This window comes from Cellulophaga omnivescoria (assembly GCF_001999725.1).
Classification (GTDB): domain Bacteria; phylum Bacteroidota; class Bacteroidia; order Flavobacteriales; family Flavobacteriaceae; genus Cellulophaga; species Cellulophaga omnivescoria.
In genome coordinates, this window is the sequence record NZ_MDDP01000018.1 from 91,210 (window position 1) to 106,793 (window position 15,584).

Below are 15,584 nucleotides of genomic sequence, written 5' to 3' on the forward strand. Positions count from 1 at the left end.
TGAGTTTGCTTTTTTTTACTATATTTGAGTAAACCAGACATTTATGATTAGCTATACTACTGCTCTTTTGTACGCTATTCCTTTTTTTATGCTTTTAATGGCTCTAGAAATAGCTTACGGATATTTCGTAAAAAAACAAATGTACAATATCCTAGATACCGTATCTAGTATAAGTTCTGGTTTTACAAATATTATAAAAGATTCTCTAGGAATAGGACTATTAATTGTGTCTTATCCTTTTTTAGTTAAACACTTAGCACTATTTAATATTGGTAACTCTTGGGGTGTTTGGCTCATTGGCTTTTTATTTATAGACTTTGCAGGCTATTGGAACCATAGACTGAGTCATAAAATTAATATTTTTTGGAACCAACATGTAATTCATCACAGTAGTGAAGAATTTAATTTATCTTGTGCATTACGTCAATCAATTTCTAATTTAATTGGTTATGTACCTTTATTGTTGCTTCCTGCAGCTCTTTTGGGAGTTCCAGAACAAGTAATTGCTGTTTTAGCACCCTTGCATTTGTTTGCTCAATTTTGGTATCATACAAGGCATATAGGTAAGTTGGGTTGGTTAGAGTATGTAATTGTTACGCCATCTCAGCATAGAGTACATCATGCAATTAATCCGGAATATATAGATAAAAATTTAGGTCAGATTTTTAGTTTCTGGGATCGTTTGTTTGGTACTTTTCAAGAAGAGTTAGATGATGTTCCACCGCAATACGGGGTTTTAAAACCTGCAGCTACTTGGAATCCTGTTCATATAAACTTTCAACACTTTTGGAGATTGGTAAAAGATGCTTGGTATACTAAAAGCATATGGGATAAAATTAGAATTTGGTTTATGCCAACAGGTTGGAGGCCTCAGGATGTTAAAGAGAAATATCCAATAGCAATTATACAAGATGTGTATTCTTATGAAAGATATACAACAAAAGCTTCAAAATTATTTAAAGGATATATTCTTTTTCAGATGTTTGCTACATTAGGACTTATGCTTTTTTTGTTTTACAATTTTGAAAACATAGGGTTTGGGGCGGCTCTTTTATACGGCGTATTTATTTTTATTGGTATTTATGGTTATACCACTCTAATGGATAGAAAAAAATATGCGTTAACCATAGAAGTTGTACGAAGTATATTGGGTATAGCTTATTTAATAATACAAAACGGTTGGTTTGGTATGCAAACCTATTTTACAGGTGCTACAAGCGTAATTTTAAGTTATTTTTTAATAACAATAACTGCTACAGTTTATTTTTCGTTATTAGAAAAAGAGTTTTTTAACTCTAAAATTGTTGCCTAGCTACTTTTTAAGTATAATTTCTTTATGCACTAAACTAATGTAGTTTTTCATAGCTTGTTTTGGCGATAAATTTTTGGCTTGTATTAATGCATTGGCTTTAAAAGCATTAATTAAAGGTGTTCTACTACCAGGGTTATCAAAGTTTTTATGTGCTATACGGTAGTATGCATACAGTTTTAATAATAAATCTGCAGGCAGAGGTTCTGTATAGTTATTAACGTGCTCTACAGACTCTAAAAACTCTTTATGTAGTTTGTCATTAGTCATCTTGGCTCGGTAACGTAGCAATGCATGTTTTTGCTCCAACCACCTTTTGGTTTAATTTTACGGTAACAACAGTATCTAAAGGTAAGTAAACATCTACTCTAGATCCAAATTTTATAAATCCAGCATCTTCTCCTTGGTGTACGCTATCACCAACTTTAGCGTAGTTAACAATTCTTTTAGCTAATGCACCGGCAATTTGTCTGTATAAAATATCTCCAAACTTTGGCGTGTTTATTACAACAGTAGTACGTTCATTTTCTGTGCTTGCTTTTGGGTGCCATGCAACTAAATATTTTCCAGGGTGGTATTTAGAGTACTTAATAGAGCCAGATGCAGCGTACCTTGTAACATGTACGTTAACAGGAGACATAAATATAGATATTTGCTTGCGTTTACCTTTAAAATATTCTGGCTCTTCTACGTCTTCAATAACAACTACTTTTCCATCTACGGGAGCTAAAATGTCATCAAAGGTTCTTTTTACTTTTCTTTTAGGATTTCTAAAGAATTGTAATATCAAAATTAAAAAAAATAGAGCTGTAACTTGTAACCCTATTTTTAACCAGTTTAATGTAACAAAATACTCTGCAGATACTATTGCTGCAACTACTAAAATAAAGGTGATGATAATAATTTTAAGCCCCTCCTTATGAAACATGTGAAAATATAATTAATGTTAAAAATGCAAATGGTGCAGCAAAGACTAAACTGTCTAAGCGATCCCAAATTCCTCCGTGTCCTGGTAATATTGCTCCGCTATCTTTTACTTTAGCTTTTCTTTTAAATTTAGACTCTATTAAATCTCCTAAATTGCCTGTTACAACAATTACGGTTGCTAATATAAGCCATTGTATAATACTTAAATTATTTTCAAAGATAGAAATAATATATGCAGCAATTAAAGCAAATACTAATCCGCCTACTGCGCCTTCAATAGTTTTTTTTGGAGATACAGAAGGGAAAAGTTTGGTGCGTCCTAGTTTACGGCCAACTAAATACGCAAAACTGTCATTTACCCAGATTAATATAAAAATACCCATAATCAATATTTTTTCAAAACCACCACCTCTATAAGGTATCATTGTTAAAAAAATACAGCCACCACCTAAAAATAATAGGCCACAAAGAAATTTTTCAATAGGAGTAAACACTTTCTCTTTTTTAGAAAGCAAAAAGTACAGTAAAAGAATGTCTGTAACTAAAGTTGCTACAAGTAATATATTAATTATCCATTCTTTTTGTATTAAATAAATGTATGCCCACCAAAGAGCTAGGTATGCTACAAAAACGTAGTATCCTTTTAGTTTAACTATGCGTTTATACTCAAATAAACAAGCCAAACCAAAAGCCATAAATAAAAAATCGAATGCATCTGAATTTAAGAATACAGCTGATAATAAAAGTACTACATATATAATACCTGTTATTGCTCTTTTGTAAATTTCTTTCATACTTATAAATCTTCCATTAAGATAAGATATAAGTTTTTAGCTGTACTTCCGTAAGACAAAAAATCATCTTCTTCTTTTATATTAGACTGAAAATGTTTTATAGTAGTTATATTGGCAGGTATGCTACCTTGGTATTTCTTTTTTATGCTTTTTAAACCATCTCCTAAGCTAGCGGTAAGCTGGCTTGTGGTAGCGTAAACAATAAAGTTTTCTGGAAGTTCATTCATTTTTCTTTCTTTTAATTGGTTAGAAGAAATTAAAATGGAACCGTTTTGAGCAATTAAATGCTCGCAAGTTGTAAAAAATACAGTGCTTTTTTTAGCAGATTTTGAAAATGAAATATGTTCGTTAGCAAACTTTTTTTCTAGCCTATCATCTAATGAAAAGAACGAATTATCTCGCCAATCATTTTCTTCTACAATATTTTGTAAAGCAGATGAAACCTCGTCATCTGAATCACAATAAATAAATTTGCCACCATTTTTTTTGAAGTAAATGGTAAACTTTTCGTCTATAGGCAAATCTAGTTCTGGCATATGCACTCCGCGGTTTTCTGCGGGTGCATCAGAACTCTTTTTTTTACTAGTGCCAAAAAGTTTACCAAATATGCTCATTAAAATTCTTAAAATTTATGGTGTGTACGTACTATTCTTCTTCAGAAGAATTAGTAGTAGCGTCTTTTTTTGCTTCTTCTTCAGCATTTTCTTTAACATCTTTAGCAAAAGGTCTTTTTCCAAAAATCTTTTCTAAATCATCTTTAAAGATAACTTCTTTTTCTAACAAACGCTCTGCTAGTTCTGTAAGCTTGTCTTTGTTTTTATCTAAAAGATCTATGGCTCTTAGGTATTGCTCTTCTATTAATTTAGAAATTTCTTCATCTATAATACGAGCAGTTTCTTCACTGTAAGGTTTAGAAAATCCGTAAGAGTCTTGACCAGAAGAGTCATAATAAGTTAGGTTTCCAATTTTGTCATTTAAGCCATAAACAGTAACCATACCTCTTGCTTGTTTAGTAACTTTTTCTAAATCACTTAAAGCACCTGTAGAAATCTTATCAAAAATTACTTTTTCAGCAGCACGTCCGCCAAGAGTTGCACACATTTCATCTAGCATTTGTTCAGAACGAACAATTAAACGTTCTTCTGGTAAATACCAAGCAGCTCCTAAAGATTGTCCTCTTGGTACAATGGTAACTTTAACTAATGGCGCAGCATGTTCTAGCATCCAACTAACTGTTGCGTGCCCTGCTTCATGGTAAGCAATAGTTTTCTTTTCTCCAGGAGTAATTATTTTGTTTTTCTTTTCTAAACCACCAACTATACGGTCTACTGCGTCTAAAAAGTCTTGCTTGTTTACGGCTTTTTTCTCTTTACGTGCAGCAATTAATGCAGCTTCATTACAAACGTTTGCTATATCTGCTCCAGAAAAACCTGGCGTTTGCTTAGCTAAGAAATCTAAATCTAAAGTTTCAGCTGTTTTAATAGGCTTAACGTGTACTTCAAAAATTTCTTTACGTTCTCTAATGTCTGGTAAGTCTACATAAATTTGTCTGTCAAAACGGCCAGCTCTCATTAATGCTTTATCTAAAACATCTGCACGGTTTGTTGCAGCTAATACAATAACATTTGTATTGGTGCCAAAACCATCCATTTCTGTTAGTAATTGGTTTAATGTGTTTTCTCTTTCATCATTAGAACCTGTAACGTTGTTTTTACCACGTGCTCTACCAATAGCATCAATCTCATCAATAAAAATAATTGCAGGAGATTTGTCTTTGGCTTGCTTAAATAAATCACGTACTCTAGATGCACCTACACCTACAAACATCTCTACAAAATCTGAACCAGATAGTGAAAAGAAAGGTACTTTAGCTTCGCCAGCAACAGCTTTAGCTAATAATGTTTTACCAGTACCAGGAGGGCCTACTAATAAAGCTCCTTTTGGTATTTTACCACCTAGAGAGGTATATTTTTCAGGGTTTTTTAAGAACTCAACAATTTCTTCAACTTCTTCTTTAGCACCTTCTAAACCAGCAACATCTTTAAAAGAAGTACGTGTGTCTGTTTTTTCGTCAAACAGTTTTGCTTTGGACTTGCCAATATTAAATATTTGGCCGCCAGCACCACCGCCACTACCGCCAGACATTCTACGCATCATAAATATCCAAATACCTATAATAAGTACAAATGGTAATAGTGTAAATAGTAAGTTTTCAAACGTGTTAGATTCTTTTTCGCTATCTATAATAGTATCTACATTGTTTAATGCTTTTGCATCTTTAACTTCTTTCTCAAAAATTTCTAGAGAAGCGTAGTTTACAACATAGCTAGGAGATTCTGTAGGGTTTAAAGAAAAACTAGGTTTAGATACAGGTTTGTGCGAATCTTTTTCTAAAGCCTCTTCAGTTAAATATACCTTTGCGTAGCCTGCATTAGATATAATCATTACTTTTTTTACATCGCCATTTTTAATGTACTCCAATAAATCTGATGTAGTTTTTTTTCTGGTAGAAGATAAGCCGTCACTGCTTAAAAACTGAAATCCTATGATTAATGCTACTAAAATACCATAAATCCACCATGAGTTAAATTTAGGTTTGTTAGGTTTTGTATTATTGTCTTTTGCCATTCTATTTATTTACTGGTTATAACTACTTTCTATTGCGGTAACTTTTGCGTCTCCCCAAAGTCCTTCTATGTCATAAAAGTCTCTTGTTTGTTTTTGGAAAACGTGTACCACAACATTAACGTAGTCTAATAAAACCCATTCAGAATTGTCTGACCCTTCTACGTGCCAAGGTTTATCCTGTATAGCTTTACTAACGGTTTTTTGTATTGAGCTTACTATTGCATTAACGTGCGTGTTAGAGGTACCGTTACAAACTACAAAGTAGTCGCATACTGTATTTTCTATTTCTCTAAGGTCTAGTAAATTTATATCGTGCCCTTTTACATCTTCAATTCCTTGTAAAATTAAAGTTATAAGTTCGTCTGCACTAGCTGTCTTTTTTTGCATTCAAAAATTTTAGATTATACAAAGTTATTGTTTTTTTGTTTTTTTAACTATTGTTTTTAACATAAGATTGCAGAATATTATTATAATCTACATATGCAGATAATCAAACTTAATGCCACCAACTCTACAAACCAGTATTTAAAAGAGTTAATTATGTCTACAAAAGTGGATGATTTTACGGTAGTTACAACTAAAAATCAAGAGCAGGGGCGTGGCCAAATGGGCACAAAATGGCTGGCAGAACCTGGTAAAAACTTGACTTTTAGTGTGTTAAAAAAAGGCGAAGCTTTGGAGGTTGCAGATCAGTTTTTGTTAAATATGTGTGTATCTTTGGCTATGTATGAGGCTTTAAAAGAGCTCAATATACCAAATTTAACTGTAAAGTGGCCAAACGACATTCTGTCAGCTAATTCTAAAATATGTGGAATTTTAATTGAAAATATACTGACTGGCAGTAAAATACAGTCTTCTATTATTGGTATAGGCTTAAATGTAAACCAGTTATCATTTAATAATTTGCCCAATGTATCTTCTTTAAAATTGTTAAAAGGAGAAACTTTTAATTTAGATGAAGTTTTGCAGTTAATTATAGTAAAGTTAAAAAAGTATCTTACGTCAAATTATTTAAATAGTCCGGATGTTTTAAGAACTTTATATCAAGAAATTATGTTTAGAATACATAAGCCATCAACCTTTAAAGATAAAGAAGGGAAGATGTTTATGGGGTTTATAAAAGGAGTATCCTCTAGCGGAAAATTAATTGTTCTGCTAGAGGATAATATTTTTAAGGAATATAACTTAAAAGAAATACAATTACTGTATTAAATAACAATTAAGTTGTTTGATAAAGTATCTATAAACTTAGTGATAGGACCTTTAATCATCATAGCCATCATAGCGTTAAATTCGCCTTCAAAACTAAGAGTAACTTCTGTTTCTGTTGCTGCAATGCTATTAATATCTGCAGTTAAAGTAAACGGAAGCTTATCACTAGCTGCTCCTAATATTATTTTATTGTTAGGATGTTGCTCTTTTAGTTTTAAAACAATTTCTGGCATTCCTTTTAAGGCAAAAAGAAATTTATCTTCACTTAATACCTCAAACTTACTAATGTTTTCTGGCATTAATTTTTCAAAGTTTTTAATATCAATTAAAAAATCAAAAACTTCTTTGTCGCTTTTTAATACTGTTTTTTTAGGTGCTTCTATATGCATATTGTTATGGTTTCCAAACTGCAGGATTACTTTTCCATTGCAGTAGTGTGTTTAATTGTTGTTCTTTAATGTAGTTGGTGTCCGATGCCTGTTGTATTAGGTTAGGGTAATCACTAAGTGTGTGTAATTCAATGTCTTCTGTTTTAAAGTTTTTATCGGCAACATCAAATCCATAAGTAAAAATAGCAATCATACCCTTAACATTAGCGCCAGCTTCTTTTAATGCTTTAACAGCATTTAAGCTACTTTTTCCGGTACTAATTAAATCTTCTATTACTACTACATTTTGGTTGGCAGATAATTGACCTTCAATTTGGTTTTGTCTTCCGTGAGATTTTGGTTCTGGCCTAACATATACAAACGGAAGTCCTAAATACTCGGCAACAAGCATACCAATGCCAATAGCACCAGTGGCTACACCAGCAATAACATCTGGTTTGCCGTATAGTTCTTCTACTTGCTTAGCCATTTCTTCTCGTATGTAGTTACGAATTATAGGATAAGATAGGATTATTCTATTATCACAATAAATTGGAGATTGCCATCCAGAAGCCCACGTAAAAGGATTTTCTGGTTTCAACTTAATTGCATTAATTTGCAATAAAAGTTCGGCTGTTTTTTTTGCAGTGTCTTTATTTAAAACCATAGCGCAAATGTATAAAGTTTTTGTGAATGAATTGCCCTTGATTTTGACAAATAAACTGTCAGACATAGCGGATAATAAATATTTTTTATTAAATGAGGAGGCAATTAATGAGGCAATTAAGGCCTTATCTAAGAATAAGTTGCCAAGGGCTTATATTTACCATCCAAATAAAGAGGAGATTTTAAAAAAATTCTCTAAAAAAATACCTATTGTGGTTGCAGGTGGTGGTGTTGTTACTAATAAAGAGGGTAAAGTGCTGTTTATTTACAGAAATGATAAATGGGATTTACCTAAAGGAAAGTTAGATAAAGGCGAAACCATAGAGCAATGTGCCATTAGAGAGGTAGAGGAAGAAACAGGTGTACAGGGTTTAAAAATTGAAAACCTTTTAAAAATTACCTACCATATTTTTAAACGTAATGGTAAATATAAATTGAAAGAAGTGCATTGGTTTGCAATGAAAACATCTTTTAAAGGTGAACTTACAGGGCAATTAGAGGAAGGTATAGAAAAGGTAAAATGGAAAGGCCCAAGCAAAATAGCTAAGGCCTTAGAGAATTCTTATGCTAATATTAAAATATTGTTTGAAGAGTAATTTAATTACTCTTCATCAATTTATATATTGGATATTGTAAGTGGGCTTTTTCATAATGAGCAGATTTTTTATGTAACCAATCTAATTGTGCATACCAACTTTTGCTAAAGTTTTCATCTGTAGCCTTTACGGTGTCAAACTCAGCTTTTAATTTAGGGTTGTTTTTTAATAATTTTGCAGCCACGTCTTCAAAAACATAAGGAGAAAAACCTTCTTTTTGCTGTAAAATAGTATCAAAAAAATTCCAGTTAAAAAATGAGTCAACTGCTTCTGGTTCTAAAGTTTCTAAAAGGTAGCGTAAACCTCTTTGGCTTGTTGGAATATAGTAATCTCCTTTAAAAAACTGCACGCTTTGTGTACTGGTAGTAACAGTTGTATTGCTATGTGGATAGTGTCCCTCATAGGCAGATTTGCGAGTATCATAATCTTTTATCTTGTAAGATTCTACCGTTATTAGTGTATCCTTTTCAAATTGAGTGTAACTTATTTTATTAGCCTCAAGATGAGGTATTACTTTTTTCCATGCTTTTGGAATAATATATGCCTCTGGAATAGTCACAAAACTTGTAGGAGCCATATAGTTATTATAATTAACCTCTTTTGTAAATGGTTTAGATCTGTCATATTTTAATCTGGTTAAACCTGTAACTTCACTTTCTATATATTCTGCCTCATATCCTTTAAATTTTAATGTAGATGCCTTAGTAGTATCTATTGTAAATTTAACAGGATAGGTGATTTTTTCTTGATCAGCAGCAAATGCATTTGCTCTTAATTCTTTTATTTTTTTGCCATCTTTTTCAGATATGTCTATCATCTTTTGCATAAGGTAATAGGTGCCCATAACTCGTTTTTTATATGGTTTAAGCATATGTGTTTCTACCATTAGTCCCAAGGTGTTCCAAAGTGTGGTATAGCCTGTAGAGTATCTTGGGTAATCCATAAACTGAGAAAAACCTTGCTCAGGAACACTGTTAAATACATTGACATAAGGTGTTATAGGCCAATTAATGTTTTCTAAAGAGTTTTCCAAAGTAGGCATCATTTCTGTATGAAGATAATTGCCTAAATCACCACCTAATTTATTATGTTGCGTAAATAAGTGCGTTAATGTGTATTGGTAATCTGCACCATTACTAACGTGGTTGTCTATAAAAATATCGGGTTTTGTTAAATGAAAAATCTCGGCAAAAGTTTTTGCATTCTTGGTGTCGTTTTTTATAAAATCTCTGTTAAGGTCATAATTTTGAGCATTACCTCTAAACCCATATTCTTTAGGTCCGTTTTGGTTGGTTCTAGAGGTAGAATTACGGTTTAATGCACCGCCAATGTTGTAAATAGGAATGGTAGTGAGTACAGTATTTCTTGGAGCTCCAATTTTGTTTACTACTAAATCTCTAAATAAAAGCATAGTGGCATCTATACCATCACTTTCGCCTGGGTGAATGCCGTTATTTATTAAAATTACGGTTTTGTCTTCTAATTTATTAAAGTTAAACTCTCCGTCCGGATTGTAGGTTACTAAGTGTAAAGGCAAACCACTATCTGTTTCGCCAATAGTAAGTACGTTTATTTGCGGAAACTCTTTAGCAAGTTTAATATAAAAGTCAATTACCTGTGTATATGTAGGTGTCTCTAACCCGTTGGTAGTTTCAAAAAAAGTCTGAAAATCTTTTTCCTTGTCTTCGGGTTTTTCGCTACAAGCAATTACGCACAGTAAGCTAAAAAGACCTATAATTTTTTTCATTCTCTAAATATTTTGGGGATTAAAAAGGTTGTGTGGCTCATATAACTCTAACCGTGTCTGGTACTAGGCTCGTGTAATCTCCATTGTTTCTAATTACATCTCTAACTATAGAAGAGCTTATATATGATTTTCCAGATGATGTTAGTAAAAATACAGTTTCAATTTCAGATAATTTTCTGTTTGTATGCGCTATTGCTTTTTCAAACTCAAAATCTGCAGGGTTACGTAGGCCACGTAAAATAAAATGGGCATCTACTTTTTTGCAAAATTCAACCGTAAGACCTTCGTAAGTCATTACTTTTATTTTTGGTTCTTCTTTAAAAGCTTCACTAATAAATTGCATACGTTGTTCTAACGTAAACATATATTTTTTGTCGGCATTAATACCAATAGCAATAATTACTTCATCAAAAAGAGTAATACCTCTGTTAATAATATCTGTGTGGCCTAAAGTTAAAGGGTCAAAAGACCCAGGGAAAATGGCACGTTTCATATAGTTTTGGTTTTAATTCTTGTAAAAATGTTAGTTTGTATAACAAATTTTACAAGCGTTAAAGTTACTTAATTTATCTTAAAGCCTCAGTTATAGCACTTTCAAACAACTGAGGTAAAGATATACCAGCTACTGCAGCTTGTTGTGGTAAAATACTTTCTTCTGTAAGTCCGGGTGTTGTGTTCATTTCTAACATATATGGCTCGTTACCTACAAAGATAAACTCGCTTCTAGAGTAGCCTTTCATTTTTAAAATTTTGTACACGCGTAGTGCTATACTGCTAACCTTTTCTTCTTGTTCTTTAGTAATACGAGCAGGAGTAATTTCTTGAGATTTACCTTCGTACTTTGCCTCATAATCAAAAAAGTCATTTTCTGTGGTAATTTCGGTTATGGGTAAAACCATAGGTTTTCCATTGTAAGTTATAACCCCTACAGAGACTTCTGTACCGTCTAAAAAAGCCTCAATAATAATTTCGTCATCAGCTAGGTATGCATTATCTATAGCTTTTGCTAAATCTTGTTTTTTATGTACTTTAGATATGCCAAAGCTACTACCAGCTTTATTGGCTTTAACAAAGCAAGGTAAGCCTACAGCATTTATAATTTCGTCTTCATTTATAGCGTCTCCTTTATTTAAATAATAAGAGGTTGCAGATTTAATTCCGTAAGGCTTTAATGTGCTTAGTAAATCTCTTTTATTAAAAGTTAATGCAGCTTGGTAAAATCCACAGGCAGTTTGTGGTATTCCTATTAAGTTAAAATATGCTTGTAAATACCCATCTTCCCCGGGTGTGCCATGAATAGCGTTAAAAACACAATCAAAAGTAATTTTTTCTTCGTTTACAGTAATGCTAAAATCACTCTTATTAATTACGGTTTCTTCATTATTGCTATTTACATAAACCCATTTATCTTTTAAAATATGAATTCTGTATAGGTTAAACTTGTTGGAGTCTAGGTGTTTGTATGCTACGTTTCCGCTTTTTAAGGATATTTTATACTCATTAGAGTAGCCTCCCATAATTATGGCAATATTTTTTTTCATGATAAATTAATAAGGGTCATAAATGCAAATAACAAATATCATTTTTTTAAATTAAAGAAAAAAGCATTGGGTTTTATATATTTGTGCGATAATATTATAGTTATGCGAAATTTTTTCAACTTCTTAAAGAGTAAAACATTAATAATACAATTAGGTATAGCTCTTGGTGTAATAGTAGTTTTGGTGTTTGTTGTTTTACAATGGCTTAAGTCTACTACCAACCACGGAGAGTTTGTAGAGGTGCCAGATTTTTCTAGAATGACGGTTTCACAAATGAAGCATGAAATAGATAAAGCTGGGTTGCGTTCTCAGATTTTAGATTCTGCTAACTATAACCCTAATTATCCTAGATTTTCTATTATAGAGCAAAATCCGCCAGCGGGCAATAAAGTAAAAGAAAACAGAAAAATTTATTTTACTGTTAATCCATCTGGTTACAAAAAGGTATCTGTACCGCAAGTAATACAAAAAACAAAGCGTAATGCAACATCTATGTTGCGTGCAGTAGGTTTAGATGTCCTAAAGGTAACTTATGTAGATGATATAGGGCAAGATATGGTACTAAAAATTAAGTACAAAGGCAAAGTAATTAAAGCCGGAGAAAAATTGCCTAAAACCTCTAAGGTAGAGTTGGTGTGTGGTAATGGTAACCACTAAAAAAAATAATAGTTTAGCTACATATTTATGAGTGAAGAATTTGGACCAGAAGCCAATGATGATGAACTTTATGAACACCATAAAGTAGTTGCTGCTAAAGGGCAAGAGCCCCTGCGTATTGATAAATTTTTAATAAATTTTATAGAAAACGCAACGCGTAGCCAAATACAAAAAGCCGCAAAAGATGGTCATATTTGGGTAAATAATGTTGTTGTTAAACAAAACTATAAAGTTAAAGCCGGTGATGATATCCGTGTCATGTTTAGCCATCCTCCGTATGAATTTTTACTGCAACCAGAAGATATTCCTTTAGATGTTGTTTATGAAGACGATGTTCTCTTGGTAGTAAACAAGCCCGCAGGTATGGTAGTTCATCCGGGTCATGGAAACTATTCTGGTACATTAATAAATGCACTGTTACACCATTGCAAGGTAGATTTGCCAAACAACAGTAGTGATAGGCCAGGTTTGGTACACCGTATAGATAAAGATACCTCTGGACTTTTAGTAGTTGCAAAAACAGAAGCTGCAATGACATTTTTATCTAAACAGTTTTTTGATAAAACGTCGGAAAGAGAATACGTAGCTATTGTATGGGGAAATGTAGAGGCAGATGAAGGTACTATAGAAGGACATTTAGGTAGGCACCCAAAAAATAGGTTGCAAATGCACGTTTTTCCTGAAGGAGACCAAGGAAAAGAAGCTATTACGCATTACAAAGTTTTAGAACGTTTAGGCTATGTTACCGTAATTTCTTGTAAGTTAGAAACGGGAAGAACGCACCAAATTAGAGTGCATATGAAGCATATTGGTCATACTTTGTTTAATGATGAACGCTATGGAGGCGAGCGTATTTTAAAAGGTACAACCTTTACAAAATACAAACAGTTTGTAGAAAATGCATTTAAAATACTACCAAGGCAAGCCCTGCATGCTAAAACTCTTGGCTTTGTGCATCCGGTTACTAAGGAGTTAATGCAGTTTAATACAGAAATTCCTGAAGATATGGCTAGCGTTATAGAAAAATGGAGGCATTATGCCAAACATTCTGCCGAGAATTAGTTTTTACAATAGTGGTATTAAAAATCTCTTTTGTGTTTTGTGAAAAACATAAAAAATGATTCTTAATTTTAGCATTAAATAAAAAATAAGATGAAGATTGTTATTTCACCAGCTAAGTCGTTAGATTTTGAATCTAAACTGCCAACAGATACATACACAGAACCTAAATTTTTAGAGCAAGCAACAAAGTTGAATGATGTTTTAAAAAAGAAGTCTCCTAAGGATATATCTGAGCTTATGAGTATTTCTGATAATTTGGCACAACTAAATTGGCAACGCAATCAGGACTTTACAACGCCTTTTACAACTAAAAATGCCAGACCAGCAGTATTTGCATTTAATGGCGATGTTTACCAAGGGTTAGATGTTTATTCTTTACAAGAGGATAAACTAGAGGTTTTACAAGATAAATTAAGAATATTATCTGGTCTATATGGTATTCTTAAACCGTTAGATTTAATAATGCCTTATCGCCTAGAAATGGGAACTAAAATGGCAGTGGGTAGTAATAAAAATTTACACGAATTTTGGAAGAAAGATGTAACAGCGTACTTAAATGAAGAGTTACAGGAAAATGAAATTTTTGTAAACCTTGCAAGTAACGAGTATTTTAGTGCAGTAGATAAAAAAGGTATAAAGTCTACCATAATTACACCTGTTTTTAAAGATTGGAAAAATGATAAGCTAAAGGTAATTAGCTTTTACGCTAAAAAGGCTAGAGGATCTATGGTACGTTATATTGTAGATACTAATGCAGAAACCTTAAACGATATTAAAAATTTTACCACAGACGGCTATGCTTTTAGTGAAGAGCATACAGAAAAAGAAAATATGCCAGTTTTTATTAGATAATAATATCTTTAAATTACCGTTTTTTATAGTAGACAAATAATATATGTTTCCTATGAAAAATAAAACTCTATTTTTTTCTATTATAGTTATACTGTTCACATTATTAAGTTGTGATGACAGGGATGATAACCTTGAAGCGGTAAATATTAGAATAAAAAATGTTAGTGCGGTAGCTTATGATGTAGTACAAATAAATGGTGATACAGAAAATGTGCATATCGACGTAGCTTCTGGGGAAGTATCTGAGTATTTTGAATATGAAACGGCATATGCATATGCGGCTGTAGTAATAGAGGCAGATGGACAAACCTATACCTTACAACCAATAGATTACGTTGGGGAAACACCATTACCATTAGGTTTTTATACCTATGAGCTAAATATCACTGAAGAAGGTAATGGAGTAGTGTTAAATTTAGTGGTAGACTAATTTAATTTTGTCTTTGCATTTGTATATTTTCAGCAATTTTTATTGCTAAAGCTCTTTTTTTAGATAATAATCTTTCAATTTCAGCTTCTAAAGCAACACGTTGTTTTTCTAATTCCGCAGCTTCTAGTAATAAGGCATTGTCTTTAAGCTCTAATTCAGATGATACTGTATTAATACCGTTTTGAGTAAATATGTCTAATGCTGTTATCGTGTTTTCAACATTTAATAAAGCTAATTTTGCGTAATGTCTACCTAAATCCCAATCTTTTGGAGCAGTAGCTTTATCAATATTTTCTAATCCTTTTAGAACCGAATTTTTTGCATCTGCACAATTACAATCTTTCATTAACTTATTTGTTTTCTCTAAAGCAATGTAAGCCTTGTTAGCATAAAACTTTTGATGATCAAAATTATCTGCCTTTAAAGATTTTTTGGCATAATTTAGGGCGTAAGAGCTTGCAGAGTAAGCATTATCACAGTTAGATACTGGAGTTCTTGTAAAACCTGTTGTTATTACAAGAGAAATAAATACAAATGCACTTTTAAACATAATCTTGGGGGTTGGTTTTGTTTGTAATTATGAATTACAAAGTTGGTTTATTTTTGGCTTTTATTAAAAGTTATGTGGTAAACATAAGCAAAGTTGTGGTGAAAAACGCTTTTTATATCGGTTAAACTGTAAGTTTTTATAGATAAAAAGCATAAGTTGTTGACTTACTTCTTTTTATCTGGGCTAATTTTTTCTTGTAAAGTTGGCTGTTTTTTAATTTTTCTTTTTCTTCTGGCTCCATATGT

The 15,584-nt window shown here is 32.1% G+C and carries 19 protein-coding genes; 7 read left to right on the forward strand and 12 right to left on the reverse strand.

All coding sequences use genetic code 11. The annotated features are described in order from the left end of the window. Nucleotides 1-43: 43 nt before the first annotated feature. Entirely contained in the window at nucleotides 44-1,312 is a 1,269-nt protein-coding gene (locus BFJ87_RS10165) for a sterol desaturase family protein (protein WP_077403708.1), read from the forward strand. Here BFJ87_RS10165 and BFJ87_RS10170 read toward each other — a convergent pair whose 3' ends face one another. From BFJ87_RS10170 to rsfS, 6 genes are read right to left on the reverse strand one after another with little or no spacing between them, the layout of a single operon-like run. Then, nucleotides 1,313-1,579, reverse strand: a complete 267-nt coding sequence (locus BFJ87_RS10170) for an acyl-CoA-binding protein (protein WP_077403711.1) — start codon at nucleotides 1,577-1,579, stop codon at nucleotides 1,313-1,315. Continuing rightward, complete coding sequence (locus BFJ87_RS10175) at nucleotides 1,572-2,237, reverse strand: phosphatidylserine decarboxylase family protein (protein WP_077403714.1); 666 nt, start codon at nucleotides 2,235-2,237, stop codon at nucleotides 1,572-1,574. Before BFJ87_RS10175 ends, BFJ87_RS10170 begins: the two co-directional genes overlap by 8 nt. Further along, nucleotides 2,227-3,030, reverse strand: coding sequence for a phosphatidate cytidylyltransferase (locus BFJ87_RS10180; protein WP_077403717.1), 804 nt, complete (start codon nucleotides 3,028-3,030; stop codon nucleotides 2,227-2,229). Before BFJ87_RS10180 ends, BFJ87_RS10175 begins: the two co-directional genes overlap by 11 nt. A gap of 2 nt (nucleotides 3,031-3,032) precedes the next feature. After that, complete coding sequence (locus BFJ87_RS10185; protein ID WP_077403720.1) at nucleotides 3,033-3,644, reverse strand: LUD domain-containing protein; 612 nt, start codon at nucleotides 3,642-3,644, stop codon at nucleotides 3,033-3,035. A 31-nt stretch (nucleotides 3,645-3,675) separates the two neighbouring features. Beyond that, the gene (gene ftsH / locus BFJ87_RS10190) at nucleotides 3,676-5,658 is read right to left on the reverse strand and encodes an ATP-dependent zinc metalloprotease FtsH (RefSeq protein WP_077403723.1); all 1,983 of its coding nucleotides are present in this window, start codon (nucleotides 5,656-5,658) and stop codon (nucleotides 3,676-3,678) included. Nucleotides 5,659-5,667: 9 nt separating this feature from the next. Then, on the reverse strand, nucleotides 5,668-6,045 hold the full coding sequence (gene rsfS, locus BFJ87_RS10195) for a ribosome silencing factor (protein ID WP_077403726.1): 378 nt from the start codon (nucleotides 6,043-6,045) through the stop codon (nucleotides 5,668-5,670). A gap of 93 nt (nucleotides 6,046-6,138) precedes the next feature. Between rsfS and BFJ87_RS10200 the strand changes: the two genes are divergently transcribed. Then, on the forward strand, nucleotides 6,139-6,870 hold the full coding sequence (locus BFJ87_RS10200; protein ID WP_077403729.1) for a biotin--[acetyl-CoA-carboxylase] ligase: 732 nt from the start codon (nucleotides 6,139-6,141) through the stop codon (nucleotides 6,868-6,870). Here the strand turns inward: BFJ87_RS10200 and BFJ87_RS10205 are convergent. Both BFJ87_RS10205 and pyrE read right to left on the reverse strand, forming a co-directional pair. Further along, nucleotides 6,867-7,259 carry an orotate phosphoribosyltransferase gene (locus tag BFJ87_RS10205; protein WP_077403732.1) on the reverse strand — a complete coding sequence of 131 codons (393 nt, stop codon included), beginning with the start codon at nucleotides 7,257-7,259 and terminating at the stop codon, nucleotides 6,867-6,869. The two genes, BFJ87_RS10200 and BFJ87_RS10205, sit on opposite strands and share 4 nt — an antisense overlap. A gap of 4 nt (nucleotides 7,260-7,263) precedes the next feature. Further along, complete coding sequence (pyrE, locus tag BFJ87_RS10210; protein ID WP_077403735.1) at nucleotides 7,264-7,905, reverse strand: orotate phosphoribosyltransferase; 642 nt, start codon at nucleotides 7,903-7,905, stop codon at nucleotides 7,264-7,266. Nucleotides 7,906-7,912: 7 nt separating this feature from the next. On the opposite strand from pyrE, the gene BFJ87_RS10215 reads away from it, so the two are divergent. Next, a complete protein-coding gene (locus tag BFJ87_RS10215; RefSeq protein ID WP_077403767.1) occupies nucleotides 7,913-8,500 on the forward strand; it encodes an NUDIX hydrolase in 588 nt (195 codons plus the stop codon). Between the two features lies 1 nt (nucleotide 8,501). Here BFJ87_RS10215 and BFJ87_RS10220 read toward each other — a convergent pair whose 3' ends face one another. The 3 genes from BFJ87_RS10220 to BFJ87_RS10230 all read right to left on the reverse strand — a co-directional run bounded on the left by BFJ87_RS10220 (nucleotide 8,502) and on the right by BFJ87_RS10230 (nucleotide 11,788). Beyond that, entirely contained in the window at nucleotides 8,502-10,247 is a 1,746-nt protein-coding gene (locus tag BFJ87_RS10220; RefSeq protein ID WP_077403738.1) for a M14 family metallopeptidase, read from the reverse strand. Between the two features lie 37 nt (nucleotides 10,248-10,284). Continuing rightward, a complete protein-coding gene (gene coaD, locus BFJ87_RS10225) occupies nucleotides 10,285-10,740 on the reverse strand; it encodes a pantetheine-phosphate adenylyltransferase (protein WP_077403741.1) in 456 nt (151 codons plus the stop codon). A gap of 73 nt (nucleotides 10,741-10,813) precedes the next feature. Then, a complete protein-coding gene (locus BFJ87_RS10230; protein ID WP_077403744.1) occupies nucleotides 10,814-11,788 on the reverse strand; it encodes a D-alanine--D-alanine ligase in 975 nt (324 codons plus the stop codon). Between the two features lie 102 nt (nucleotides 11,789-11,890). Here BFJ87_RS10230 and BFJ87_RS10235 point away from each other — a divergent pair, with 102 nt between their 5' ends. From BFJ87_RS10235 to BFJ87_RS10250, 4 genes are all read left to right on the forward strand, one after another. Beyond that, on the forward strand, nucleotides 11,891-12,445 hold the full coding sequence (locus BFJ87_RS10235; protein ID WP_077403770.1) for a PASTA domain-containing protein: 555 nt from the start codon (nucleotides 11,891-11,893) through the stop codon (nucleotides 12,443-12,445). A 27-nt stretch (nucleotides 12,446-12,472) separates the two neighbouring features. Continuing rightward, nucleotides 12,473-13,507 (forward strand): RluA family pseudouridine synthase, encoded by a 1,035-nt coding sequence (locus BFJ87_RS10240; protein ID WP_077403747.1) that lies wholly within the window; start codon nucleotides 12,473-12,475, stop codon nucleotides 13,505-13,507. A 90-nt stretch (nucleotides 13,508-13,597) separates the two neighbouring features. Beyond that, nucleotides 13,598-14,359, forward strand: a complete 762-nt coding sequence (yaaA, locus tag BFJ87_RS10245) for a peroxide stress protein YaaA (RefSeq protein WP_077403750.1) — start codon at nucleotides 13,598-13,600, stop codon at nucleotides 14,357-14,359. Nucleotides 14,360-14,411: 52 nt separating this feature from the next. Beyond that, entirely contained in the window at nucleotides 14,412-14,789 is a 378-nt protein-coding gene (locus tag BFJ87_RS10250) for a hypothetical protein (protein WP_139344231.1), read from the forward strand. A gap of 1 nt (nucleotide 14,790) precedes the next feature. Here BFJ87_RS10250 and BFJ87_RS10255 read toward each other — a convergent pair whose 3' ends face one another. Next, nucleotides 14,791-15,339: a hypothetical protein gene (locus BFJ87_RS10255; protein WP_077403756.1), complete on the reverse strand. Its 549-nt coding sequence runs from the start codon at nucleotides 15,337-15,339 to the stop codon at nucleotides 14,791-14,793. Between the last annotated feature and the right edge of the window lie 245 nt (nucleotides 15,340-15,584).

Excerpts from the sequence above, each read along its gene's own strand:
- BFJ87_RS10165 (WP_077403708.1), top strand. The coding sequence starts at position 44 with ATGATTAGCTATACTACTGCTCTTTTGTACGCTATTCCTTTTTTTATG.
- BFJ87_RS10170 (WP_077403711.1), bottom strand. The coding sequence starts at position 1,579 with ATGACTAATGACAAACTACATAAAGAGTTTTTAGAGTCTGTAGAGCAC.
- BFJ87_RS10175 (WP_077403714.1), bottom strand. The coding sequence starts at position 2,237 with ATGTTTCATAAGGAGGGGCTTAAAATTATTATCATCACCTTTATTTTA.
- BFJ87_RS10180 (WP_077403717.1), bottom strand. The coding sequence starts at position 3,030 with ATGAAAGAAATTTACAAAAGAGCAATAACAGGTATTATATATGTAGTA.
- BFJ87_RS10185 (WP_077403720.1), bottom strand. The coding sequence starts at position 3,644 with ATGAGCATATTTGGTAAACTTTTTGGCACTAGTAAAAAAAAGAGTTCT.
- ftsH (WP_077403723.1), bottom strand. The coding sequence starts at position 5,658 with ATGGCAAAAGACAATAATACAAAACCTAACAAACCTAAATTTAACTCA.
- rsfS (WP_077403726.1), bottom strand. The coding sequence starts at position 6,045 with ATGCAAAAAAAGACAGCTAGTGCAGACGAACTTATAACTTTAATTTTA.
- BFJ87_RS10200 (WP_077403729.1), top strand. The coding sequence starts at position 6,139 with ATGCAGATAATCAAACTTAATGCCACCAACTCTACAAACCAGTATTTA.
- BFJ87_RS10205 (WP_077403732.1), bottom strand. The coding sequence starts at position 7,259 with ATGCATATAGAAGCACCTAAAAAAACAGTATTAAAAAGCGACAAAGAA.
- pyrE (WP_077403735.1), bottom strand. The coding sequence starts at position 7,905 with ATGGTTTTAAATAAAGACACTGCAAAAAAAACAGCCGAACTTTTATTG.
- BFJ87_RS10215 (WP_077403767.1), top strand. The coding sequence starts at position 7,913 with ATGTATAAAGTTTTTGTGAATGAATTGCCCTTGATTTTGACAAATAAA.
- BFJ87_RS10220 (WP_077403738.1), bottom strand. The coding sequence starts at position 10,247 with ATGAAAAAAATTATAGGTCTTTTTAGCTTACTGTGCGTAATTGCTTGT.
- coaD (WP_077403741.1), bottom strand. The coding sequence starts at position 10,740 with ATGAAACGTGCCATTTTCCCTGGGTCTTTTGACCCTTTAACTTTAGGC.
- BFJ87_RS10230 (WP_077403744.1), bottom strand. The coding sequence starts at position 11,788 with ATGAAAAAAAATATTGCCATAATTATGGGAGGCTACTCTAATGAGTAT.
- BFJ87_RS10235 (WP_077403770.1), top strand. The coding sequence starts at position 11,891 with ATGCGAAATTTTTTCAACTTCTTAAAGAGTAAAACATTAATAATACAA.
- BFJ87_RS10240 (WP_077403747.1), top strand. The coding sequence starts at position 12,473 with ATGAGTGAAGAATTTGGACCAGAAGCCAATGATGATGAACTTTATGAA.
- yaaA (WP_077403750.1), top strand. The coding sequence starts at position 13,598 with ATGAAGATTGTTATTTCACCAGCTAAGTCGTTAGATTTTGAATCTAAA.
- BFJ87_RS10250 (WP_139344231.1), top strand. The coding sequence starts at position 14,412 with ATGAAAAATAAAACTCTATTTTTTTCTATTATAGTTATACTGTTCACA.
- BFJ87_RS10255 (WP_077403756.1), bottom strand. The coding sequence starts at position 15,339 with ATGTTTAAAAGTGCATTTGTATTTATTTCTCTTGTAATAACAACAGGT.